The organism is Limnohabitans sp. 63ED37-2 (genome assembly GCF_001412535.1).
GTDB lineage: Bacteria > Pseudomonadota > Gammaproteobacteria > Burkholderiales > Burkholderiaceae_C > Limnohabitans_A.
Genome location: NZ_CP011774.1, coordinates 1,222,294 through 1,244,161, shown reverse-complemented (window position 1 = coordinate 1,244,161; position 21,868 = coordinate 1,222,294). Strand labels below are relative to the sequence as shown.

The window sequence follows — 21,868 nt, the reverse complement described above, 5'->3', positions numbered from 1 at the left end:
TTGAAAGATTGCACATGTCGACCTCTGCCGCCTCCGCATCAGGGCCAAACCACAACGCCAACGACCCTGTTTGGCAGGTCAAGGTGCACTTGGCTGCCGCATTGCGTTTGGCGGTGCTGCACGACTTTGACGAGGGCATCGACAACCACTTCACCGTGGCCGTGCCGGGGCGGGAAGACCAATACCTGATCTCACCCTTTGGTGTGCACTGGTCCGAGGCCCGCGCCAGCACCATGATGGTGTTCAACGAAGCGGGCGAAACCCTGGAAGGCGAAGGCTTGGTGGAGCTGTCGGCGCAATCGATCCACGCTCCGGTGCACCGCCTGACCGGGGCCAAAGTGGTGCTGCACACCCACCAGCCCTGGGCACTGGCTTTGAACATGCTTAAAGCCAACCGCTTGTTGCCTGCCACCCAAACTGCTGCTTTCTTTGATGGCGCCATCGCTTATGACGACCACTACACCGGTCTGGCGGCAGACTTGTCAGAGGGTGAGCGCTTGTCGCAGCTCATGAGCGGTGGCAAAACCGTGCTTTTCATGAAAAACCATGGCGTGATGACGGTGGGTGACACCGTGGCGCAAGCCTATCGCAGGCTCTACAAACTCGAAAAAGCCTGCCGCACCCAAGTGCTGGCCATGGGCACAGGCCAGGCCCTGAATGTGCTGACCGAATCGGTGATCCAGCGAATCAAAACCCCCAGCCCCCAAGATCGCCACCCCCGCAGCGAGCGTGAGCGGCTGTTTTTTGAAGCCATGATGCGCGTGGTCGACCGCGTGAATCCGGGCTACGCCGATTGACGCATTAAGCGACTGAGGGTTCGAAGAAAGCCCCAACAAGCCAGCATCTCAATTGCCACGCTGCGGCCGTGGCACCCTCAACCGCCGCCATGGGTGCGAGCGCGTTCACGCCACAAGGTGTACAAACCCGCGCCCACCACCAAGAGAGCGCCCCACCACACATGGGCCCCAGGCCATTCGCGCCAAAAGACCCAACCCAACAAGGCCGCCCAGAGCAGCTCGCTGTAGTGGAGCGGCGCCACCACACCCACCGGAGCCAGCCGCAAGGCCCGAAAGGTGCAGAGCTGGCCAAGCAAAACCAAGATGGCCATCAAAGCGATGATGGGCCACATGCCCGCAGGCGCCTCGAGCGGTACAAACAACAGCCCCACCGCACCGGCAAGGCCCATGGTCAAGTTCTGCCAAACCAGCATCGACAAATCACTCTCGGTCGGCGACAGCCAACGCACACAGGCCATTGAGGCCGCATACAACAGCGACGCCAACAAGGCCAGCCACGCGCCCCAACCCAAATCGCCGTCCAGCGCCTGCGGCCCAACGATCAGGCTCACCCCCAAAAACCCCGCCAACAACGCCCCCCAACGGTGCACCCCGACACGTTCCTTGAGCAGCGGCACCGACAACAGCGTCATGAACAGTGGTGCAGCAAAACTGATGGCGATCACCGTGGCCAGCGGTAACAAGCGCAGGCTTTCAAAAAAGGCCAACATTGAACACACGGAAAACAAGCCGCGCACCCCATGTGCCCACGGACGTCGCGTGCGCAACGCCGACCAGCCGCCGCTGCGCAGCACCCACGGGCCCAGCAAAACCAGCACCATCGCCGAGCGCGCTGCAATCAATACCGGAATCGACAACTGAGACACCGCATGCTTGGACAAGGCATCCAAAACCGCCAGCAAAAATACACCCGCCACCATCCAAGCCATGCCTTGCAGCGGGTGATCGGCCCGCACAGGGGCAATGGATGTTGAATTCATGGGTTCATAAGAATGGGGGTGCCACTTCAAAAGGACAAAAGCGTGTTATTTTTTAAACCATTAGAAGATACACGCTGGAATTTACAGCGTCAGCCATCAGAGTGCAGTCACCTGCATTTCCCATGCAAGCCTGCATGTCGAAGCCCTAAAATTGTCAAATGCCCCACACATTGATCCCACACGTGCACCCTGCCACTGACCGCTCGGTGTTGGACTTTGCGAACCGCCAATGGCGGGTGCGCAGGCCCCGGCCCTTTGTGCTGGTGATTGAGGGTGAAGTGGGTCAAGAAGACACCGAACCCAGCGACTACCTGCACGAGCAACTGCTCTTGCCCGAATGGCGTGAAGCCTTTTACAAGCTGGTCGATGCCACGGGTTTGGTGGTGTGCCTGAATGTTCAAACCCAACACCCCACCTACCGCGACGTGCGCGGGCGCTCCAGCAAAGGGCGCCTCAGCCAAGGCGAGTATTACCACCACGACGGCTGCACAGGCCCTGTCAAGCCGCGCTTTGTTGAAATCCGTTGCCCCATCCAACCTCAGGCGCGAGGTGTGGCCACTGCTGTGGCACCCCACCGTGATGTGGTCAAAGCCATGGTTCAAGTGCTGCCCGCCGAATTGGCCGCCACGCCTGCTCTGACTGAAATGGACATGAGCCAGGACGCCATCGGCCAGATGGACGATGAAGCGCTTGACCACTTGCAAGGCCTGATCACGCGCACCGTGCGCAAAAAACTCAACGCCGAAGGTGCACGCAGCTACTTTCGCCAAGTGGATGCCGCCGCCCATGCCTACTTTGAGCCCTGGGCCTTGGGCGAAAGCCGCTTTATTGCCAACGCCAACAGCGGCGCGACCATGCAACACCGCCGCGCCTACCAAGCCCCCCACACAGGGGGCGTGGCCAATGGCCATTTGGTCAAGCGCTGGCCGAACGAAGAGTTGTTGCTAAAAGGCGAGGTCGTAGATCACGCGTTATTGGCCGCACTGTGCAGTGAGGAAGACGATGAGCCTACGGACAGGCCAGCGGGTGAGGTCTGCGCCTTGGCCCAGAGCCTCAAGCCCGCTCTCGGACCAACAAACGCAAAGCCCACAAGCCCAGCGCTGGCCCCAACGCCAAGCCTGTGAGCAACCAGCCCAAGGGCAGCCAATCGGTCAGCGTGACGAACAACAAAATGCTCAATGTGCTGATCGAAAAACCGATGCAGTTGGTGAGCGTGAGCACCGTGCCCACGGCCTGAGGCGGCGCGTTGCGAGCCGTCAGCGTCGAAAACTGCGGCGAATCACCCGCCACGCTAATGCCCCACACCAACATCCATGCGTAGAAAAAGACATCAGGGGCATGCAGCAACCACGGCGCCAACAAGCAACACAGCCCACTGCCCCCCAAGAAAAAAGCGGCGATCCGCGCACTGCCCCAGCGCTGTGCCGCATGGCCGCCCAGCACGCAGCCCAAAGCACCGCTGCCCAAAACCGCAAAAGCCATCCAGGACAGGTCCGCGCCCGACAAACGGGTACTCAAAATCAGAGGGACCAAGACCCACAGGGTGTAGAGCTCCCACATGTGACCGAAATAACCCAAGACCGAGCTGCGCACCCGGACATCGGTCCACATCGTGGCCATCGCTGGCCACTGCAAGGTGCTCACGCGGACAGGCGCGTGCGGCGGCTCACCCAATGTGAGGATCAGCAAGCCACCTGCCGCAGCCAAAGCGGCCACGCCCAACATGATGCTGGGCCAAGGCAGTGCATCGGCAACGGCCCGAAGACCATGCGCACTGGCCGATCCCAACACCAAGGCACCTAACAAATAACCCAGTGCCGAACCCAGTCCTTGTCGGTACCACTGCGACGCGATCTTCATGCCGACAGGGTAAATGCCCGCCATGAAAAACCCGCTCGCAAAGCGCCAAAAGAGCAGCGCCGTGAAGTCCGACACCATGGCCCAAGCCCCAATCGTGCAGGCAGCGCCCGCCATCGCGCAACACAAGAAAACCCGTGTGGCCCGAAACCGATCCGCCAAAGCCAGCAAGGCAAACACCAAAGTGCCCACAATGAAACCCCATTGCAAAGCAGAGGTCAGGCTACCCACTGCAGTGGCAGGCCAGCCAAAGGCTTGCTGCAAATCGGGCATGACGGCATTGACGGCAAACCACAGCGAAGTGCCAGCAAATTGGGCCAGCACCAAAACAGGCAACACATGACAGGGAACGGAATTCATGGGCGTGACTGTAAACCGCGTCAGAGCGTGCACCTGAAAGTAAAAGTCGCATGACGCTGATTCTGGTCTTCATACAGGCCCACCCAAGCCACTTCGCGGTCGGTGTAAGCACTGAGCAGTGGAACCAGGGAAATTCCATAAAAACAAGGGGTTTCCCTAGCATTATTTGCACTGTTCAACAGAGCGAAGAAAATCAAAACTTCATCACTTCTCATTCAATGACCATGCCAAGAGCTAAAAAAACTTGGAAAGACAAAATGGCCACCAAGCCACCGCACCATGTTGTTCTTGAAAAAGACTTCGCGGGCGTGAAAAGCGGCTCGAAACTGCACATCTCCAGCCCGCAGGAGATTGCCGATGAACTCAGAAAAATTCGGCCAGGTGAAACGGTATCTCTGCAGCAATTTCGACAAAAAATTGCCCAGGCACAAGCCTGTGATGCCACTTGCCCCGTCTCGACCTCCATATTCTTGCGAATTGTTGCGGAGTACGCTTGGGAGGAACACAACGAGAGAAATGTCCCGCTGGCCGATTTGCCACCGTTTTGGCGCGTCGTGGAACCAGGAACCCCTTTGTCCAAAAAACTCAGTTTTGACCAAACCTGGATCGCCTTGCAGCGGGAGTTGGAAAAAGACTTTTCGGTAGCGAAAGCGGGCCGAGCATGAAACTCCTCCTCTACGCTCTCATAACATTTGCCACGATTACCCTGGGTGTCTACCTCTATGGCCACACCCTAGCACCGGTTCGATCTGGCACAGCAACTAATGCTTGTACAGCACCAGCTCATGTATTGCTTGCAACGATACTGGATGTCGAATCGCAACCACGTTGGCGCACGTCTATAGCTTCGATTCAGCGCACGGGGGAGGCATCCAGTTGGGTTGAGAAGAAGAGTCAGAGAGAGGAAATTACATTCAAGTTGTTGGACACGAGCCAGGATTTTGTTTCAATGTCATTTGTCAGTAACCAAGGGTACTACGGCAAGTGGAGGGCTGAGTTCAAGGAACACAACGCAACCGGAACCATGATTACGGCAACAGAAGAGGTAACAGTACAGAGCCCCTTGGGCCGAGTTCTTTCACAACTATTCTTCAATCCGGAAGAATTTGCTGCCAGCTATTTGAAAGAATTGTGTTTCGAGGCAGAAAGACGTGCTGTCAATTCAAACAAATGAAAAGCCGCGCAGCCCCTAAGAGCTTTGCGCGGCCAGTCACTGAATATGTCGCGCTATCTGCGGCTACCCAGCATTACTTCTTACTTGGCGGCAAGTCCGTGCAAGAGCCATGCGCCACCTCTGCCGCCATGCCGATGCTTTCGCCCAGCGTGGGGTGTGGGTGGATGGTTTTGCCAATGTCCACAGCGTCTGCGCCCATCTCAATCGCCAGAGCGATCTCGCCGATCATGTCGCCTGCGTGCGTGCCCACCATGCCGCCGCCCAAGATCTTGCCGTGGCCGTGGGCCTCGGGTGAATCGTCGAACAGCAGTTTGGTTACGCCTTCGTCACGGCCGTTGGCGATGGCGCGGCCCGAGGCGGTCCAAGGGAACAAGCCCTTTTTCACCTTGATGCCTTGCGCTCTGGCTTGGTCTTCGGTCAAGCCCACCCAGGCCACTTCGGGGTCGGTGTAGGCCACGCTTGGGATGACGCGGGCGTTGAACGCAGCGGCAGCCAGCTCTTTGTTGCCTTGCAGTTCGCCGGCAATCACTTCGGCCGCCACGTGTGCTTCGTGCACCGCTTTGTGCGCCAACATGGGCTGGCCCACGATGTCGCCGATGGCGAAGATGTGCGGCACGTTGGTGCGCATTTGGATGTCGACGTTGATGAAGCCGCGGTCAGTCACCGACACGCCTGCTTTTTCAGCGGCGAGTTTTTTGCCGTTGGGCGTGCGGCCCACGGCTTGCAAGACCAGGTCGTACACCTGCGGCGCGGGGGCTGTGCCGCCGGGTTCGGCGCTCTCGAACGTGACTTCGATGCCTTCCGGCAAGGCGCGTGCGGACACAGTCTTGGTCTTGAGCATGATGTTGTCAAAGCGCTTGGCGTTCATCTTTTGCCAGACCTTGACCAAGTCGCGGTCAGCGCCTTGCATGAGGCCGTCCATCATTTCCACCACATCCAGGCGTGCGCCCAGCGTGCTGTAAACCGTGCCCATCTCTAGGCCGATGATGCCGCCGCCCAGAATCAGCATGCGCTTGGGCACTTCTTTGAGTTCCAAAGCGCCGGTGCTGTCGACCACGCGTGGGTCGTTGGGCATGAAAGGCAAACGCACGGCTTGCGAGCCTGCAGCGATGATGGCGCGTTTGAAGGCGATCACTTTTTTACTGCCGTTTTGTTCTTGCGCGGTGCCGGTGGTCTCGGACACTTCAAGGTGGTTGGCTCCCACAAATTGGCCCAAGCCACGCACGGTGGTGACCTTGCGCATCTTGGCCATGGCCGCCAAGCCGCCAGTGAGTTTGCCGATGACTTTTTCTTTGTGGCCGCGCAGCTTGTCGATGTTGACCACCGGCTTGCCGAAGTCCACGCCGAGGTCGGTCATGTGGCTGACTTCGTCCATGACGGCTGCGACGTGCAGCAAGGCTTTGGACGGGATGCAACCCACGTTCAAACACACGCCACCCAAGGTGGCGTAGCGCTCGACGATGACGACGTTCAAGCCGAGATCCGCCGCACGGAAAGCCGCCGAATAACCGCCGGGGCCACCGCCCAAGACGAGCACATCGCACTCGATGTCCGCAGAGCCGCCGAAGGATGAGGCTGAGGGTGCAGGGGCTGCGGCCACAGGCGCGGAAGCAGCAGGCGCAACCGCTGGCGCAGCAGTGGCGGTAGCCGGGGCCGCCGCAGCGCCCTCGCCTTCCAGCACCAACACCACCGAGCCTTGCTTGACCTTGTCGCCGAGCTTGACCTTGAGTTCCTTCACCACACCACCGTGGCTGCAAGGAATTTCCATGGAGGCCTTGTCGCTCTCCACGGTGATCAGGCTTTGGTCAGATTTGACGGTGTCGCCCACCTTGACCATCAGCTCGATTACCGTGACTTCGTCGAAGTCGCCGATGTCGGGGACTTGAATATCTATCAGTGCCATGGTCTGTCCTTAGAGCAACACGCGACGGAAGTCGCTGAGGATTTGACCCAGGAACGCGTTGAAGCGTGCCGCTGCGGCGCCGTCGATGACACGGTGGTCCCATGTCAGCGACAAAGGCAGCATCAGGCGGGGCACAAACTGCTTGCCGTCCCAGACTGGCTCCATGGTGCTCTTGCACACACCGAGGATGGCCACTTCGGGCGCGTTGATGATGGGCGTGAAGTACTTGCCACCAATGCCACCGAGGCTGGAGATGGTGAAAGTTGCGCCGGTCATTTCTGCGGGGCTGAGTTTGCCGTCACGGGCTTTCTTGGCCAATTCGCCCATTTCCTGGCTGATTTGCAGCACGCCTTTTTTGTCGCAATCGCGGATGACCGGGACCATCAAACCATTGGGCGTGTCAGCGGCAAAGCCGATGTGCCAGTAGTTTTTGTAGACCAACGCATCGCCGTCCAGCGAGCTGTTGAACTCGGGGTATTTCTTGAGCGCGGCCACACAAGCCTTGATCAAGAAGGCCAGCATCGTGACCTTCACGCCGCTCTTCTCGTTCTCTTTGTTGGTCGAGACGCGGAAAGCTTCGAGGTCGGTGATGTCGGCGTCGTCGTGGTTGGTGACTGCCGGAATCATGATGGCGTTGCGCAGCAAGTTGGCACCGCTGATCTTCTTGATGCGGCCCATCTCTTTGCGCTCGATGGGGCCGAACTTGGCAAAGTCGACCTTGGGCCAAGGGATCAGGCCCAAAGCTGCGCCATCACCACCCGAAGCCGCAGGCGCTTTGGCCGCTTGCGCCTTGGTTTGTGCAGCGCCCGACATGACAGCCTTGGTGAAGGCTTGGATGTCGTCCGCCGTGATGCGGCCTTTGAGGCCGGAGCCTTTGACTTCGTCGAGCGGCACGCCCAGCTCGCGGGCGAACTTGCGCACCGAAGGCGACGCGTGGGGCAAGCCCACTGTGGTACCGCCGGGCGCATGGGCTGGTGCCGCCACTGCAGCGGCAGCGGCCGCCACAGGCGTTTGTGCAGCCGCCGGAGCCGAAGCCACGGCCACAGGTGCCGCTGCAACAGCAGCCGCTGCAGGTGCAGCAGCGGTGCCTTCCAGCACAGCCAGCAGGTCACCGATGTTGACGGTGTCGCCCACTTTGACTTTGAGTTCTTTGAGCACGCCCGCAGCCGAGGATGGGATTTCCATCGAGGCTTTGTCAGACTCGACGGTGATCAGCGATTGCTCCACCTTGATGGTGTCGCCGGGCTTGACCATGACTTCGATGACGGCCACGTCTTTGAAGTCACCGATGTCGGGCACAAACACTTGCATAGGGCCAGATGCCACAGCAACTGGCGCAACAGCCACAGGAGCAGCCACGGGTGCGGGTGCAGCCACGGCAGCAGCGGGCGCAGCTTTAGCCGCAGGGGCTGCAGCCGCACCAGCGGCTTCGACCACCAAAACGATGGAGCCTTGTTTGACCTTGTCGCCCAAGGCCACGCGCATTTCTTTCACAACGCCCGCCGTGCTCGACGGGATTTCCATCGAGGCTTTGTCGGACTCCACGGTGATCAGCGATTGCTCGGCTTTCACGGTGTCGCCCACTTTGACCATCAACTCAATGACGGTCACTTCATCAAAATCCCCGATGTCCGGGACTTGTACTTCTACCAATGCCATGTGTGTCTCCCGAATTTATGCGTACAGCGGGTTGATCTTGTCGGTTTTGATGCCGTATTTTTGGATGGCTTCGGCCACCTGCGCGACAGGCACTTTGCCCTCTTCGCTCAGCGCCTTCAGGGCCGCAACCACGATGTAGTGGCGGTTGACCTCGAAGTGTTCACGCAGCTTGCTGCGGAAGTCAGAGCGGCCAAAACCGTCGGTGCCCAGCACTTTGTAGGTGCGGTCTTTCGGAATGAAAGGACGGATCTGCTCGGCATAGGCCTTCATGTAGTCGGTCGATGCGACCACGGGGCCGTTGTGCTGAGCCAGCTGCTGGCCCACGAACGACACGCGTGGTGTCTCCATGGGGTGCAGCATGTTGTGGCGCTCAGCGTCTTGGCCGTCGCGTGTCAGTTCGTTGAAGCTGGGGCAGCTCCACACATCGGCCTGAATGCCCCAGTCGGTGGCCAGCAGGGTTTGCGCAGCAATCGATTCGCGCAGGATGGTGCCCGAACCCAGCAGTTGCACGCGCTTGTCACCGGCATCGGAGGTGCCCTTCGGTAGCACGGCGCCTGGCTTGCACAAATACATGCCCTTGATGATCTGCTCTTCGGTGCCGGGGGTCAGGCCTGGCATGGCGTAGTTTTCGTTCAGCAGTGTCAGGTAATAGAAGACGTTGTCTTGCTTCTCGACCATGCGCTTCAAACCGTGGTGCAGGATGACGCCGACTTCGTGGGCGAAGGTCGGGTCATAAGACACGCAGTTCGGGATGGTGTTGGCCATGATGTGGCTGTGACCGTCTTCGTGCTGCAAGCCTTCGCCGTTGAGCGTGGTGCGTCCCGATGTGCCGCCGAGCAAGAAGCCGCGAGCCTGCATGTCACCCGCCGCCCAGGCCAAGTCGCCAATGCGCTGGAAGCCGAACATCGAGTAGTACACGTAGAACGGCACCATGATGCGGTTGCTTGTGGAGTAGCTGGTGGCCGCAGCGATCCAGCTCGACATGCCGCCGGCTTCGTTGATGCCTTCTTGCAGGATCTGGCCCGCTTTGTCTTCCTTGTAGTACATGACCTGGTCTTTGTCGACCGGGGTGTACTGCTGACCCGCAGGGTTGTAAATACCGACCTGGCGGAACAAACCTTCCATACCAAACGTACGGGCCTCGTCCACCAAAATCGGCACCACGCGTGGGCCCAGGGCCTGGTCGCGCAGCAACTGGGTCAAGAAACGCACATAAGCCTGGGTGGTGGAGATCTCACGGCCTTCGGCAGTGGGCTCCAGCACGGCCTTGAAGGTGTCGAGCGAGGGCACGGTGAAGCTCTCTTCGGCCTTGGCACGGCGTTTGGGCAGGTAGCCACCCAAGGCCTGGCGGCGCTCGTGCAGGTAGCGCATCTCGGGCGTGTCTTCAGCAGGCTTGTAAAACGGGATCTTTGCCAACTCGCTGTCCGGGATCGGGATGTTGAAGCGGTCGCGCATGTACTTGATGTCATCGTCCGTCAGCTTCTTGGTCTGGTGGACGGTGTTCTTGCCCTCGCCCGCTTTGCCCATGCCAAAACCTTTGACTGTCTTAATGAGCAGCACCGTGGGCTGGCCCTTGTGGTTCACGGCCTTGTGGTAGGCGGCATAGACCTTTTGCGGGTCGTGGCCACCGCGTTTGAGGTTCCAGATGTCGTTGTCGGACAGGTGCGCCACCATCTCCAGCGTGCGGGGGTCGCGGCCAAAGAAATGTTTGCGCACATAAGCGCCGTCATTGGCTTTGAAAGCTTGGTAGTCGCCGTCCAGCGTGTCCATCATCAGCTTGCGCAGGGCGCCATCCTTGTCGCGGGCCAGCAGGCTGTCCCACTCGCTGCCCCAGAGCAGCTTGATGACGTTCCAGCCGGAGCCGCGGAACTCACCTTCGAGTTCCTGGATGATCTTGCCATTGCCGCGCACCGGGCCATCGAGGCGCTGCAGGTTGCAGTTGACAACAAAAATCAGGTTGTCCAAGTTCTCGCGAGCGGCCAAGCCGATCGCACCCAGCGATTCGACCTCGTCCATCTCGCCGTCACCGCAGAACACCCAGACCTTGCGGTTTTCGGTGTTGGCAATGCCACGGGCGTGCAAGTACTTCAAAAAGCGGGCCTGGTAGATCGCCATCAATGGGCCCAAACCCATCGACACCGTGGGGAACTGCCAGAACTCGGGCATGAGCTTGGGGTGTGGGTAGCTCGACAGACCATTGCCGTCCACCTCTTGTCGGAAGTTGAGCAACTGCTCTTCGGTCAGGCGGCCTTCCAGGTAGGCGCGGGCGTAAACACCGGGCGACACGTGGCCCTGGATGTAGAGGCAGTCACCGCCATGGTTTTCGTTTTCGGCGTGCCAGAAATGGTTAAAACCAGCACCAAACATGTGCGCCAGCGAGGCAAATGAGCCGATGTGGCCACCCAAATCACCGCCGTCAGCGGGGTTGTGGCGGTTGGCCTTGACCACCATGGCCATCGCGTTCCAGCGCATATAGGCACGCAGTCGCTCTTCAATTTCAATGTTGCCGGGGCAACGGGCCTCTTCGTTGGGCTCGATGCTGTTCACATAGCCGGTGGTGGCCGAAAACGGCAAATCAATGCTGTGCTGGCGGGCTTCTTCAAGCAGTTGTTCCAGCAAAAAATGCGCACGCTCCGGACCTTCTTTGTCGATCACGGCGGACAGGGCGTCCATCCATTCACGGGTTTCCTGACTGTCCAGGTCACGGCCCGGTTGTTGTGGTGTTGCCGCTGTCATGCTTGTCTCCTGAAGTGGATGTTGTGGGTCAATGATGCCTGAATTTTCCCATGATTTGCTTAAAATTTCAAATAGTGCGCAATGATTTTGTATTGTGAAATTGTCAATGAGCGGATGATCTTCAGATGAATTGCATGCCAAGCAAGACGACACAGCTTGTCCTCTAAACTCCTGCGCATGGAATTGAACAAAGCAGCATCGGTGGTGACCAAAGTCGGTCCATGGGCCTGGTGGCTGTCGTGGTGGCGCAGCCAGTCGCCCAACCGACAAGACCGTTTCGCCAACTTGGCCCCCGTGGCTGCGGTGGTGCTGTTTTTGGCCGCCATCGCCAGTGCATTCTGGTATTTGCGGGTTGAAGAGATCGAGCGCGAACAAGAAGCCATCAAACGCGATGTGGAATATGCCCAGCAGCGCCTTCGCCTGCGTTTGCTCGAGCGCCAGGAGCAGGTCATGCGCTTAGCGCGGGATGTGTCCAACAAGGAAATCCGAACCGACCAGTTTTTGTCTCGGGCCGAAGCACTGGTTCAGCAATACCCGGAATTTTTGTCCCTGACCTGGATCGATGACCGCCGCCGCATCATCGCCAATCAGAGCATTTCCAGCATCGCGCCCAGCCAGCAACTGCGGGCGGGCACGGTGCTGAAAATCGGTGAAACCGAGAGCCACTTCAGCCTGGCCCGCGACCTGATGCAGCCTATTTATGGCCAGCTTGATGCCGAAGCGGACCGCGACACCCAAATGTCGGTGCTGCAGCTGCACACCCCGCTGACCAACGACCAAGGCCGTTTCAGCGGCGTCATCCTGGCCGAATACAGCATCGAGGGCCTGCTGCGCTACGGCATCCCGACCGAGGTGCTGGCCAAATATGCCGTGGCCTTGCAAAACGGCAGCAGCCGCTTGCTGGCGGGCCAGGTCATCCCCGAGCGCATCTCCCTTTGGCGGCTGCTGCCGGGCATCGACCGGCGCAACAACGATTACGAGGTACCCGTCTCGCCCGTGGGCAATGACCTGGTCTTGCGGGCCCAGGCCTGGCGCACCTCACAAGGTTTGGTGGGCAGCGGTCTGTTCTGGCTGGTCAGCGTGCTCAGTGCCATGACCGCCTGGATGCTGATCGGCAACTGGCGCCACACGCGCAGGCGACTGCAGGCCCAAAAGGCCTTGGTGGCCGAAACCAATTTCCGCCGTGCCATGGAAAACTCCATGCTCACCGGCATGCGTGCACTCGATTTGCGTGGGCGCATCACGTATGTGAACCCCGCCTTTTGCCAAATGACCGGCTGGAGCGAGATCGACCTGGTCGGTGCGGTGGCACCATTCCCATATTGGCCCGATCAAGACCGCGAGCTGCTGATGAAGCGCCTTGAGGAAGAGATCAGCGGCCAGCATTCGGCAGGCGGCTTCCAAGTACGCGTCAAACGCAAAAACGGCCAATTGTTCGATGCACGCATGTACGTTTCCCCTCTGGTCGATGCCACGGGCAAACAAACCGGATGGATGACCTCGATGACCGACATCACCGAGCCCAACCGAATTCGAGAGCAGCTGGCCAACTCGCATGAGCGCTTCACCATCGTGCTGGAAGCCTTGGACGCCTCGGTCTCGGTAGCCCCATTGGGCAGCCAGGAGCTGCTGTTTGCCAACAAACTCTACCGCTTGTGGTTTGGCCAAAACACCGAAGGCCATTTGCGTTTGGTCCAGCAAGCCGGGGCCTACAGCGGTGAAAAGGCCTCCGATGATGTGGACGATATGGCAGGCCTGCCCACCGAGAGCCTGACGGTCGCCAGCTCGGAAAACGCCGAAATCTTTGTTCCCGAATTGGGCAAATGGCTGGAAGTGCGCTCGCGCTACATCAATTGGGCCGACGGTCGATTGGCGCAAATGGTGATTGCCAGCGACATCACCCCACGCCGCCAGGCCGAAGAATTGGCTGACCAACAAGCCGAACGTGCACAGACGGCCAGCCGCTTGATCACCATGGGTGAAATGGCCTCGAGCGTGGCCCACGAACTTAACCAACCCCTGACCGCGATCAGCAATTACTGCAGCGGCATGATTTCTCGCATCCAGTCCAAACAGGTCAATGAAGAAGAACTGTTGTCAGCGCTGGACAAAACCGCCCGCCAAGCCCAACGGGCAGGCCAGATCATTTTGCGCATCCGCAGCTTCGTCAAACGCAGCGAACCCAACCGCACCCTGTCGGACGTCTCGGCCATGGTCAGCGAATCTCTGGAATTGGCCGAAATCGAGATGCGCAGGCGCAATGTGCGCCTGACCCACCATGTGGCCGCTCGCCTGCCCCAGCTGATGGTGGACCCGATTCTGATCGAGCAGGTGCTGATCAATCTGATGAAAAACGCCGCTGAATCGATTGACAACGCCCAGCGCCCGGCGGGTCAGCGTCAGGTCGAATTGCGCATCGTGCCCAAACAAATTGACCAGCAAGCGGTGGTCGAGTTTTCGGTGACCGACACCGGGCAGGGTTTACCGGAGCAGGACACAGAACGCGTTTTCGAAGCCTTTTTCTCGACCAAGGTGGAAGGCATGGGCATTGGCCTGAATTTGTGCCGCAGCATCATCGAATCCCACCGTGGCCGGATCACTTCCGAGAACCTCTACAATTCGGGCGAGGTGACAGGATGTCGATTCTCTTTCTGGATACCGGTCGAATCCCATTGACCACACTACAACCCACTGGGGTAAATGAATGAGTTTGATTCCAAAAAAAGGTACGGTTTATGTGGTCGATGACGACGAAGCCGTGCGCGATTCCTTGCAGTGGTTGCTGGAAGGCAAGGACTATCGGGTGCGCTGTTTTGACAGTGCCGAATCCTTCATCAGCCGTTACGACCCGCGCGAAGTCGCCTGCTTGATCGCCGACATCCGCATGGGCGGCATGACCGGCCTGGAGTTGCAAGACCGCCTGATCGAGCGCAAATCCCCCCTGCCCATCGTGTTCATCACCGGCCATGGCGACGTGCCGATGGCCGTGAACACCATGAAAAAAGGCGCGATGGACTTCATCCAAAAGCCCTTCAAGGAAGAAGAACTTTTGAGTCTGGTCGAGCGCATGCTCGACGAAGCCCGTGACTCGTTTTCCGATTACCAACAAGCGGCCAGTCGCGACGCTCTGTTGTCCAAGCTCACCGGACGCGAAGCCCAGGTGCTGGAACGCATCGTGGCTGGACGCCTGAATAAACAGATCGCCGACGATCTGGGCATCAGCATCAAGACGGTGGAGGCGCACCGCGCCAACATCATGGAAAAGCTCAACGCCAACACCGTGGCCGATTTGCTCAAAATCGCACTCGGGCAAAACGCGCCCAAGGCCTGATCCTCCTGCCTCCCCAAAACGCCCGCACCCGCCGGGCGTTTTGCATTTTTCAACCGATATTTTGAGTTTTCAACCATGACCGCCCACCTCATTGACGGCAACGCCCTGTCCAAACAATTGCGCACCGAAGTGGCTGCCCGGGCACAAGCCCTCAAGGCCCAAGGCGTGACACCCGGCTTGGCCGTGGTGCTGGTGGGCGACAACCCGGCCAGCCAGGTGTATGTGCGCAACAAGGTCAAGGCCTGCGAAGACAGCGGTCTTCACTCGGTCCTTGAAAAATACGCGGCCGACATGTCCGAAGCCGATTTGCTCGCCCGTGTGGAAGCCCTTAACAAGGACCCGGCGATCCATGGCATCTTGGTGCAATTGCCCTTGCCACCGCACATCGACGCGCAAAAAGTGATTGAAGCCATCAGCCCCGCCAAAGATGTGGACGGTTTCCACATCGCCAGTGCAGGGGCCTTGATGACGGGCATGCCCGGCTTTTGGCCCTGCACACCTTATGGCTGCATGAAGATGCTCGAGAGCATTGGCTACGACCTGCGAGGCAAACACGCGGTGGTCATTGGCCGCAGCAACATTGTGGGCAAACCCATGGCGCTGATGCTGCTACAAAAAGACGCCACCGTGACGGTGGCGCACTCGCGCACCCAAAACCTCAAAGCCCTGACACTGCAGGCCGATGTGATCGTGGCCGCCGTGGGTAAGCGCAACGTGCTCACGGCCGACATGGTCAAGCCCGGCGCCGTGGTGCTGGACGTGGGCATGAACCGCAACGACGAAGGCAAGCTCTGTGGCGATGTGGACTTTAACGGCGTGAAAGAAGTCGCCAGCCACATCACCCCCGTGCCCGGCGGCGTGGGCCCCATGACCATCACCATGCTGCTGGTCAATACCCTTGAAGCGGCCGAACGCGCCACCAAGTGATAAAAAGTATTGACTGAACCGATTTTTGGAACGCCCATGACCAACCCCTTGCTCGACACCTCTGGCCTGCCCTTGTTTGACCGCATTGCCCCCGAACATGTGGCCCCCGCCATGGACGAATTGCTGGCCGCTGCCGAAAAAGCCTTGGAGACTGTGACCGCTGCAGACTTTCCGTCCGACTGGAAAGCCATTGCGCAAAACCTGGACGTGATCACCGAAAAACTGGGCATGGCCTGGGGCGCGGTCTCACACCTCAACAGCGTGGCCGACACGCCCGAGCTGCGCGCCGCCTACAACGCCGCCCTGCCCCGTGTGACCGAGTTTTGGACACGCCTAGGCAGCGACGAACGCCTGTACGCCAAATACAAAGCCATCGATGCGGCCAGCCTGAATGCCGAGCAAACACAGGCCCGCAAAAATGCCCTGCGCGGTTTTGTGCTGGGCGGTGCCGAGCTGCAAGGGGCGGCCAAAGAACGCTACGCCGCCATCCAAGAACGGCTGGCCGAGATCACACAAAAGTTCAGCGAAAACACGCTGGACGCGACCGACAAATTTGCCCTGTACGTGAGCGAAGACGAGTTGAAAGGTGTGCCTGCCGATGTGGTTCAAGCCACACGCGATGCAGCCCAAAAGGAAGGCAAAGAAGGCCACCGCTTATCGCTCAAGATGCCCGTGTACCTGCCGGTGATGCAATTTGCCGACAGCGGCGCTTTGCGCGAGCAACTTTACAAAGCCTATGTGACCCGCGCCTCAGACCAAGCTCCCGAAGACTTCAGGCACTTTGACAACACCCCCTTGATGCAAGAAATCTTGGCGCTGCGCCAGGAAGAAGCCCGTCTGCTGGGTTTTGACAACTACGCGCAAGTGTCGGTGGTGCCCAAGATGGCCGAGTCGCCCGAAAAAGTGACCACCTTTTTACGCGACTTGGCAGCCAAGGCCCGCCCTTTCGCAGAAAAAGACCTGGCCGATTTGCGCGAGTTTGCTGCCCAAGAACTGGGGCTGTCTGGACCGCTCAACGCCTGGGACGTGCCCTACCTGAGCGAAAAACTCAAAGAAGCCCGCTACAGCTTCAGCGAGCAAGAGGTCAAGCAGTACTTCACCGCGCCCAAGGTGCTGGCCGGTCTGTTCAAGATCATCGAGACCCTGTTCGAGGTGAACATCCGCGCCGACCAAGCCCCCGTCTGGCACCCGGCCGTGGGCTTTTACCGGATCGAGCGCAACGGCCAATTGGTGGGCCAGTTCTACCTCGACCCACCCGCCCGCGCGGGCAAGCGCGGCGGCGCTTGGATGGACGATGTGCGCGGCCGCTGGCAGCGCCCCGACACGGGCGTGCTGCAAACGCCTGTGGCGCACCTGGTGTGCAACTTCGCCGAAGGCGTGAACGGCCAGCCCGCCTTGCTGACGCACGATGACGTGATCACCCTCTTCCACGAGTTTGGCCACGGCCTGCACCACATGCTCACGCAAGTGAACGAGCGCGATGTTTCGGGCATCAGCGGTGTGGAGTGGGACGCGGTCGAGCTGCCCAGCCAGTTCATGGAAAACTTCTGCTGGGAATGGTCGGTGCTGCGCCACATGACGGCCCATGTGGAAACCGGCGAGCCTTTGCCGCGAGCGCTGTTTGACAAGATGCTGGCCGCCAAAAACTTCCAAAGCGGTCTGCAAACCTTGCGCCAAATCGAGTTTTCGCTGTTCGACATGCTGGTGCATTCCGAGCACGACCCGGCCCAAGACTTCATGCCGCTTTTGCAGCAGGTGCGCGACGAAGTGTCCGTGATGCGCCCACCCGCCTTCAACCGCATGGCCCACACCTTCAGCCACATCTTTGCAGGCGGTTACGCCGCAGGTTATTACAGCTACAAATGGGCCGAGGTGCTGAGCGCTGACGCCTATGCCGCGTTTGAAGAAACCGCAGCGGCCGACGGCACACCCAGCGTGGAAACCGGCCGCCTCTACCGCCAAGCCATTTTGGAAGCGGGCGGCAGCCGCCCTGCGCTCGAATCCTTCAAAGCCTTCCGAGGCCGCGAGCCAAGTCTGGACGCTTTGCTCAGGCACCAAGGTATGGTGGCCGCCTGAGCTTCAAGCCAAACGAAAAGCCCTTGCCCTGGGGCTGAGGTGTGGCACCGATGCGATGAGAGGGGCACAATGGGACTTTTGAATACTCATGGATGCAAAAATGCTCACAATCAAACAGTTTCTTGCCCTGGCTCTGGCTGCGGGTGTCCTTGTTTCACATGCTGCCGACACCAGCCCAGCAGAGCCAACGACCTCTTGGCTGACCCAGGCCCAAAAGGAAATCAAGGCCAATGATTATTCAGGGGCCATCAAAACGCTGGAGGGGGCCAATCAAACCAATTCGGCCGACTGGAACAACCTGCTGGGCTACGCACAACGTAAAAAGACGCCCCCAGATTTGGCTGCTGCCGAGCGGTATTACCAATCCGCCCTCAAGCTTGACCCCAAACACAAAGGCGCTCTGGAGTATTTCGGCGAACTTTTGCTCATGAAGAACGATCTGGCAGGCGCAGAACAAATGTTGGCGCGCCTGGACAAAGTTTGTGTTTTTTCGTGCGAAGAATTTCGAGATTTGAAAGAGGCCATCACGCGTTTTAAAAGCAAGAAATAACGGTCTGAGGAATGCGTTGGGCATTGCCAGTGTGCCCTACACAATCCGATGGTGGACCCTTGATGGCCCATTGATTGAACAAAAAAAAGCACCGGGCGTTTCCGCCAAGTGCTTGTTTTTCCTACCGAATTTGGTAGGCGCGACTAGATTCGAACTAGCGACCCCCACCATGTCAAGGTGGTGCTCTAACCAACTGAGCTACGCGCCTGCTAAGCCTTGAATTATAGCGTCAAAAATCGCCTTTTCAGGGCACGATTCAATAAGACGTGTTTACCGCCTTCTGGCCGCCCTCACCCCTTTGACGCCACGCACGGTGCCCAGCACCTTGCTCAAGCTCACCGCATCGCCAATCTCCACCGTGAAGGTCATCCAGGCTGTGCCTTTGACGGACTGCGTCTGTACGCCGATCACGTTCATCTTCTCTTTGGCAAACACTTCAGAGATGTCGCGCAGCAAGCCTTGCCGGTCGAAGGCTTCCACCGCCACGTCCACCGGATACACCGAGGCGTCGGCACCCTTGTTCTCTCCCCAGCGCACCTCGATCACGCGCTCGCCGTGCCGCGACACCAACTCGCGGAAGTTGCTGCAGTCTTGGCGGTGGATGCTCACGCCTTTGCCACGCGTGACAAATCCACTGATTGCATCGGGCGGCGCGGGTTTGCAGCAACGCGAGAGCTGGGTCAGCAAAGAATCCACCCCCACCACCAGCACGCCCGAGGGTGATTTGCGGGCGGCGGTGCCTTTGAACTTCTTGGGCAGGTAATCGTTGTCTTGCGGCTCTGGCTCTGGCGGGTTGAGCAATACCTCGATGTTGCGCAGCGAATACTCGTCCTTGCCCACCACCTCAAACAGGCCATCGGCCGATTTGAAGCCCAACTGGCTGGCCAGGTCTTCCAGGCGGATGGCGGTTCGCCCCAAGCGCTGCAGGGATTTCTCGACCGCCTCTCGCCCACGGGCGACGGTTTCGGCCATCACTTGCGCGTTGAACCAGGCGCGTACTTTGGCCCGCGCACGGGGGCTGGCCAAAAAGCCCAATTCGGCGTTGAGCCAATCGCGCGAAGGGCCGCCCTCCTTGATGGCGGTGATCTCCACCGTCTGGCCGTTGGCCAGCTGGGTGTTCAGCGGCACCATGGCCCCATCTACTTTGGCGCCCCGACAGCGGTGGCCCAAGTTGGTGTGCACCGTGTAGGCAAAGTCGATGGGCGTAGCGCCTTGCGGCAACTCAACCACGGCGGCGTCAGGCGTCAGCACATAAATGCGGTCGTCAAACAGGCCGCTACCGGGCGCACTGGCTTGGGCCGCTCCGGACAGGTCGCGCTCCCAGGCCAGCAGCTGGCGCAATACGGCGATTTTGGTGTCGTATTCGCTGGTGGCCGACACCCCGGCATAGCCTTTGGTGCCCGCTTCTTTGTAAGCCCAGTGGGCGGCCACGCCGTTCTCGGCATGGTCGTGCATGGCCTGGGTGCGGATTTGCACCTCGATCGGTCCGCCATCGGCATCACGCACCACGGTGTGCAGCGACTGGTAGCCGTTGGCTTTGGGCTTGGCGATGTAGTCGTCAAACTCTTCGGCGATCGGCACAAAGTGCTCATGCACCCAGCTGAGCGCCTGGTAACAATCGGCCACGCCCGGCACCACCACACGCAGCGCCCGGATGTCGAAAACCCGCTCAAAAGGCAGCGACTTGCCGCGCATTTTGCGCACGATGCTGTAGATGTGTTTGGGCCGTCCATCGACTGAGGCCGCAATGCCTTGCTCGGACAAAGCCTGCTGCAAGCGCCCGCGCAGATCCACCATGTAACGCTCGCGTTCGGTGCGCTTTTCATCCAGCAGGCGGGCAATGTCTTTGTAGGTCGCAGGCTCCAGAAAACGGAAAGACAGGTCTTCCATCTCCCATTTGATCTGCCAAATGCCCAAACGGTTGGCCAAAGGCGCAAACACCTGCAAAGACTCGCTGGCCAAAACTGGGGGCACGGGCAGCTTGGTGGCCGCGTAATGGCGCAGGGTTTGCAAACGCGAGGCCAAGCGCAGCATGACCACGCGCAAATCGCGGCTGAAAGCGAGCAGCATCTTGCGCACGTTTTCGGTCTGGATGCGCGGGCTCAGTGGCGTGTTGTCCGGGCCATGGGTGCTGGATTCGGCCGCACGCGAGAGGCGCTGCACATGCACCAGCTGGTTGGTTTGCATGGCCAGTTGCGCCAGCTCAGGGCCAAAGGCCTTGGCCATCACCTCTTCGGGTTTGTTCAGGTGCGGGCAGGTGTACACCAGGTAACTGGACGCCTGCATGGCCACCGACCCTCCAATACCCGCCAAAATTTCGGCCACAGCATCGGCATGCGCGAGGATGTTTTCACCCGTGTCCAGCGTTTCTCCGGCAATCAAGGGTTCGGCAAATGCGCGGGCTTTGGCCAGGGTTTCGGTTTGTTCCGACCCTTGTGCCGTGGCCAGCACGACGGGCGGCAAATGGGGCGCGTGCAAGCGCCCCGACGTGGACATCGGGCTGGCCGCGTGGCTGGAGGTGGGGCTAACCATAACCCTAGTCACCCAGCAAAAAATGCGTCAACACCGCGACCTGATCGTCCCCCGTCAAGGTCGGCGCGTGGCCACATCCAGGCCAAGTGTCCAGCTGTGCACGCGGGCCACGCTGCGTCATCTGGGTGGCCGTTTCGGGCGTCAGCAAGTCAGAGTCTTGCCCGCGAATCAAAAGGGTTTTGGCCTGAATCAGGTCGTACAAAGACCACAACATGGCTTCGCCAGCGGCCGCGGCTTCGGGGGTCAAGGCCCGCACGGGAACCCCGATGGCGGGGTCGTAATGCAGGGTCAACTGGCCATCGGCGGTAGAGCGCGTCATGTGCGCTGACATTTCCCGCCAGACCTCGGGCAAAACTGGGCCAAAACCTTGAGACAGGGCCCACAAAGCGGCTGCGGCTTCATCGAGGTCACGGTATTGGCCGTATTGCCCCACATAGGTTTGCATGCGCTGCACCGACGACCAGGTGATGGCCGGGCCCACATCGTTGAGCACCAAGCGGCGAATGGGACACGGCAAGGGCAAACCCGGCTGCCCGGCCAACACCATGCCGATCAAGCCACCCATGCTGGTGCCGACCCAGTCGAGCGATTGCAGGGGTTTGTCAGCCCCCAGCTGCTGCTGAATCTGACCCAACATGGCCAGCATGTCGCCCGCGTATTGCGGAATTTGGTAAAGCGCGGGATCGCTCAGCCATTCGCTGCGACCGCGTCCCGCCACATCGGGGCAAATGACCTGCATAGGCTCGGGGCTTTGCGCCAACAGGGCTTGGGCCAGTCGGTCAAAATCGCGGCCCTGACGGGTCAGGCCATGCACACACACCACCACGCGGCGGGAACTCGCGTCGCCCCAACGCCAAAAGGCCATGCGGTGCTGACCTTCGGGGTGTGGGCAAGTCACCCATTCAAGTTGGGGGGATGGGACAGTGGCGACGGGTGTGAGGGTCATGACAATCGGAAACAATCTGGAGAGGTGGCCCGTCAAACCG

16 protein-coding genes and 1 tRNA gene are annotated in these 21,868 nt (G+C 59.6%); 9 read left to right on the top strand and 8 right to left on the bottom strand.

The genetic code is table 11. The features are described from left to right. The first annotated feature begins 14 nt into the window (after positions 1 to 14). Entirely contained in the window at positions 15 to 797 is a 783-nt protein-coding gene (locus tag L63ED372_RS05990; RefSeq protein ID WP_062404319.1) for a class II aldolase/adducin family protein, read from the top strand. Positions 798 to 874: 77 nt separating this feature from the next. Here the strand turns inward: L63ED372_RS05990 and L63ED372_RS05985 are convergent, their stop codons facing one another. Next, positions 875 to 1,777, bottom strand: a complete 903-nt coding sequence (locus tag L63ED372_RS05985; protein WP_062404317.1) for a DMT family transporter — start codon at positions 1,775 to 1,777, stop codon at positions 875 to 877. 158 nt (positions 1,778 to 1,935) lie between these two features. Here L63ED372_RS05985 and L63ED372_RS05980 point away from each other — a divergent pair, with 158 nt between their 5' ends. Further along, on the top strand, positions 1,936 to 2,901 hold the full coding sequence (locus L63ED372_RS05980; protein WP_231624576.1) for a hypothetical protein: 966 nt from the start codon (positions 1,936 to 1,938) through the stop codon (positions 2,899 to 2,901). Here L63ED372_RS05980 and L63ED372_RS05975 read toward each other — a convergent pair. After that, positions 2,831 to 3,994: an MFS transporter gene (locus L63ED372_RS05975; protein WP_062404315.1), complete on the bottom strand. Its 1,164-nt coding sequence runs from the start codon at positions 3,992 to 3,994 to the stop codon at positions 2,831 to 2,833. The two genes, L63ED372_RS05980 and L63ED372_RS05975, sit on opposite strands and share 71 nt — an antisense overlap. A 50-nt stretch (positions 3,995 to 4,044) precedes the next feature. On the opposite strand from L63ED372_RS05975, the gene L63ED372_RS05970 reads away from it, so the two are divergent. Both L63ED372_RS05970 and L63ED372_RS05965 read left to right on the top strand, forming a co-directional pair. Continuing rightward, a complete protein-coding gene (locus L63ED372_RS05970) occupies positions 4,045 to 4,659 on the top strand; it encodes a hypothetical protein (RefSeq protein ID WP_156343563.1) in 615 nt (204 codons plus the stop codon). After that, on the top strand, positions 4,656 to 5,168 hold the full coding sequence (locus L63ED372_RS05965; protein WP_062404311.1) for an SRPBCC family protein: 513 nt from the start codon (positions 4,656 to 4,658) through the stop codon (positions 5,166 to 5,168). The genes L63ED372_RS05970 and L63ED372_RS05965 overlap by 4 nt, the downstream gene beginning before the upstream one ends. A 73-nt stretch (positions 5,169 to 5,241) precedes the next feature. Here the strand turns inward: L63ED372_RS05965 and lpdA are convergent, their stop codons facing one another. The 3 genes from lpdA to aceE are packed head-to-tail and all read right to left on the bottom strand — an operon-like array spanning position 5,242 to position 11,466. After that, positions 5,242 to 7,071 (bottom strand): dihydrolipoyl dehydrogenase, encoded by a 1,830-nt coding sequence (gene lpdA / locus L63ED372_RS05960; RefSeq protein ID WP_062404309.1) that lies wholly within the window; start codon positions 7,069 to 7,071, stop codon positions 5,242 to 5,244. A 9-nt stretch (positions 7,072 to 7,080) separates the two neighbouring features. Beyond that, positions 7,081 to 8,730, bottom strand: a complete 1,650-nt coding sequence (gene aceF / locus L63ED372_RS05955) for a dihydrolipoyllysine-residue acetyltransferase (RefSeq protein WP_062404307.1) — start codon at positions 8,728 to 8,730, stop codon at positions 7,081 to 7,083. A 15-nt stretch (positions 8,731 to 8,745) separates the two neighbouring features. Next, positions 8,746 to 11,466: a pyruvate dehydrogenase (acetyl-transferring), homodimeric type gene (aceE, locus tag L63ED372_RS05950; protein ID WP_062404305.1), complete on the bottom strand. Its 2,721-nt coding sequence runs from the start codon at positions 11,464 to 11,466 to the stop codon at positions 8,746 to 8,748. Between the two features lie 177 nt (positions 11,467 to 11,643). Here aceE and L63ED372_RS05945 point away from each other — a divergent pair, with 177 nt between their 5' ends. The 5 genes from L63ED372_RS05945 (at position 11,644) to L63ED372_RS05925 (ending at position 18,350) form a co-directional block, all read left to right on the top strand. Then, positions 11,644 to 14,142 (top strand): PAS domain S-box protein, encoded by a 2,499-nt coding sequence (locus tag L63ED372_RS05945; RefSeq protein WP_062404302.1) that lies wholly within the window; start codon positions 11,644 to 11,646, stop codon positions 14,140 to 14,142. Between the two features lie 28 nt (positions 14,143 to 14,170). Continuing rightward, the gene (locus tag L63ED372_RS05940; RefSeq protein WP_062404300.1) at positions 14,171 to 14,797 is read left to right on the top strand and encodes a response regulator transcription factor; all 627 of its coding nucleotides are present in this window, start codon (positions 14,171 to 14,173) and stop codon (positions 14,795 to 14,797) included. 75 nt (positions 14,798 to 14,872) lie between these two features. Beyond that, positions 14,873 to 15,724 carry a bifunctional methylenetetrahydrofolate dehydrogenase/methenyltetrahydrofolate cyclohydrolase FolD gene (gene folD / locus L63ED372_RS05935; RefSeq protein ID WP_062404299.1) on the top strand — a complete coding sequence of 284 codons (852 nt, stop codon included), beginning with the start codon at positions 14,873 to 14,875 and terminating at the stop codon, positions 15,722 to 15,724. Positions 15,725 to 15,760: 36 nt separating this feature from the next. Then, on the top strand, positions 15,761 to 17,800 hold the full coding sequence (locus L63ED372_RS05930) for a M3 family metallopeptidase (RefSeq protein ID WP_062404297.1): 2,040 nt from the start codon (positions 15,761 to 15,763) through the stop codon (positions 17,798 to 17,800). A gap of 88 nt (positions 17,801 to 17,888) precedes the next feature. Then, positions 17,889 to 18,350, top strand: a complete 462-nt coding sequence (locus L63ED372_RS05925) for a tetratricopeptide repeat protein (RefSeq protein ID WP_156343562.1) — start codon at positions 17,889 to 17,891, stop codon at positions 18,348 to 18,350. 131 nt (positions 18,351 to 18,481) lie between these two features. Here L63ED372_RS05925 and L63ED372_RS05920 read toward each other — a convergent pair. From L63ED372_RS05920 to L63ED372_RS05910, 3 genes are all read right to left on the bottom strand, one after another. Beyond that, a tRNA-Val gene (locus tag L63ED372_RS05920) sits at positions 18,482 to 18,558 on the bottom strand. A gap of 62 nt (positions 18,559 to 18,620) precedes the next feature. Continuing rightward, the gene (locus L63ED372_RS05915) at positions 18,621 to 20,846 is read right to left on the bottom strand and encodes a RelA/SpoT family protein (protein WP_062407716.1); all 2,226 of its coding nucleotides are present in this window, start codon (positions 20,844 to 20,846) and stop codon (positions 18,621 to 18,623) included. 40 nt (positions 20,847 to 20,886) lie between these two features. Beyond that, on the bottom strand, positions 20,887 to 21,828 hold the full coding sequence (locus tag L63ED372_RS05910) for an alpha/beta fold hydrolase (RefSeq protein WP_062404295.1): 942 nt from the start codon (positions 21,826 to 21,828) through the stop codon (positions 20,887 to 20,889). Positions 21,829 to 21,868: the final 40 nt, after the last annotated feature.

Coding starts and splice junctions, on each gene's coding strand:
- L63ED372_RS05990 (WP_062404319.1), top strand. CDS start 15: ATGTCGACCTCTGCCGCCTCCGCATCAGGGCCAAACCACAACGCCAAC.
- L63ED372_RS05985 (WP_062404317.1), bottom strand. CDS start 1,777: ATGAATTCAACATCCATTGCCCCTGTGCGGGCCGATCACCCGCTGCAA.
- L63ED372_RS05980 (WP_231624576.1), top strand. CDS start 1,936: ATGCCCCACACATTGATCCCACACGTGCACCCTGCCACTGACCGCTCG.
- L63ED372_RS05975 (WP_062404315.1), bottom strand. CDS start 3,994: ATGAATTCCGTTCCCTGTCATGTGTTGCCTGTTTTGGTGCTGGCCCAA.
- L63ED372_RS05970 (WP_156343563.1), top strand. CDS start 4,045: ATGACGCTGATTCTGGTCTTCATACAGGCCCACCCAAGCCACTTCGCG.
- L63ED372_RS05965 (WP_062404311.1), top strand. CDS start 4,656: ATGAAACTCCTCCTCTACGCTCTCATAACATTTGCCACGATTACCCTG.
- lpdA (WP_062404309.1), bottom strand. CDS start 7,071: ATGGCACTGATAGATATTCAAGTCCCCGACATCGGCGACTTCGACGAA.
- aceF (WP_062404307.1), bottom strand. CDS start 8,730: ATGGCATTGGTAGAAGTACAAGTCCCGGACATCGGGGATTTTGATGAA.
- aceE (WP_062404305.1), bottom strand. CDS start 11,466: ATGACAGCGGCAACACCACAACAACCGGGCCGTGACCTGGACAGTCAG.
- L63ED372_RS05945 (WP_062404302.1), top strand. CDS start 11,644: ATGGAATTGAACAAAGCAGCATCGGTGGTGACCAAAGTCGGTCCATGG.
- L63ED372_RS05940 (WP_062404300.1), top strand. CDS start 14,171: ATGAGTTTGATTCCAAAAAAAGGTACGGTTTATGTGGTCGATGACGAC.
- folD (WP_062404299.1), top strand. CDS start 14,873: ATGACCGCCCACCTCATTGACGGCAACGCCCTGTCCAAACAATTGCGC.
- L63ED372_RS05930 (WP_062404297.1), top strand. CDS start 15,761: ATGACCAACCCCTTGCTCGACACCTCTGGCCTGCCCTTGTTTGACCGC.
- L63ED372_RS05925 (WP_156343562.1), top strand. CDS start 17,889: ATGGATGCAAAAATGCTCACAATCAAACAGTTTCTTGCCCTGGCTCTG.
- L63ED372_RS05915 (WP_062407716.1), bottom strand. CDS start 20,846: ATGTCCACGTCGGGGCGCTTGCACGCGCCCCATTTGCCGCCCGTCGTG.
- L63ED372_RS05910 (WP_062404295.1), bottom strand. CDS start 21,828: ATGACCCTCACACCCGTCGCCACTGTCCCATCCCCCCAACTTGAATGG.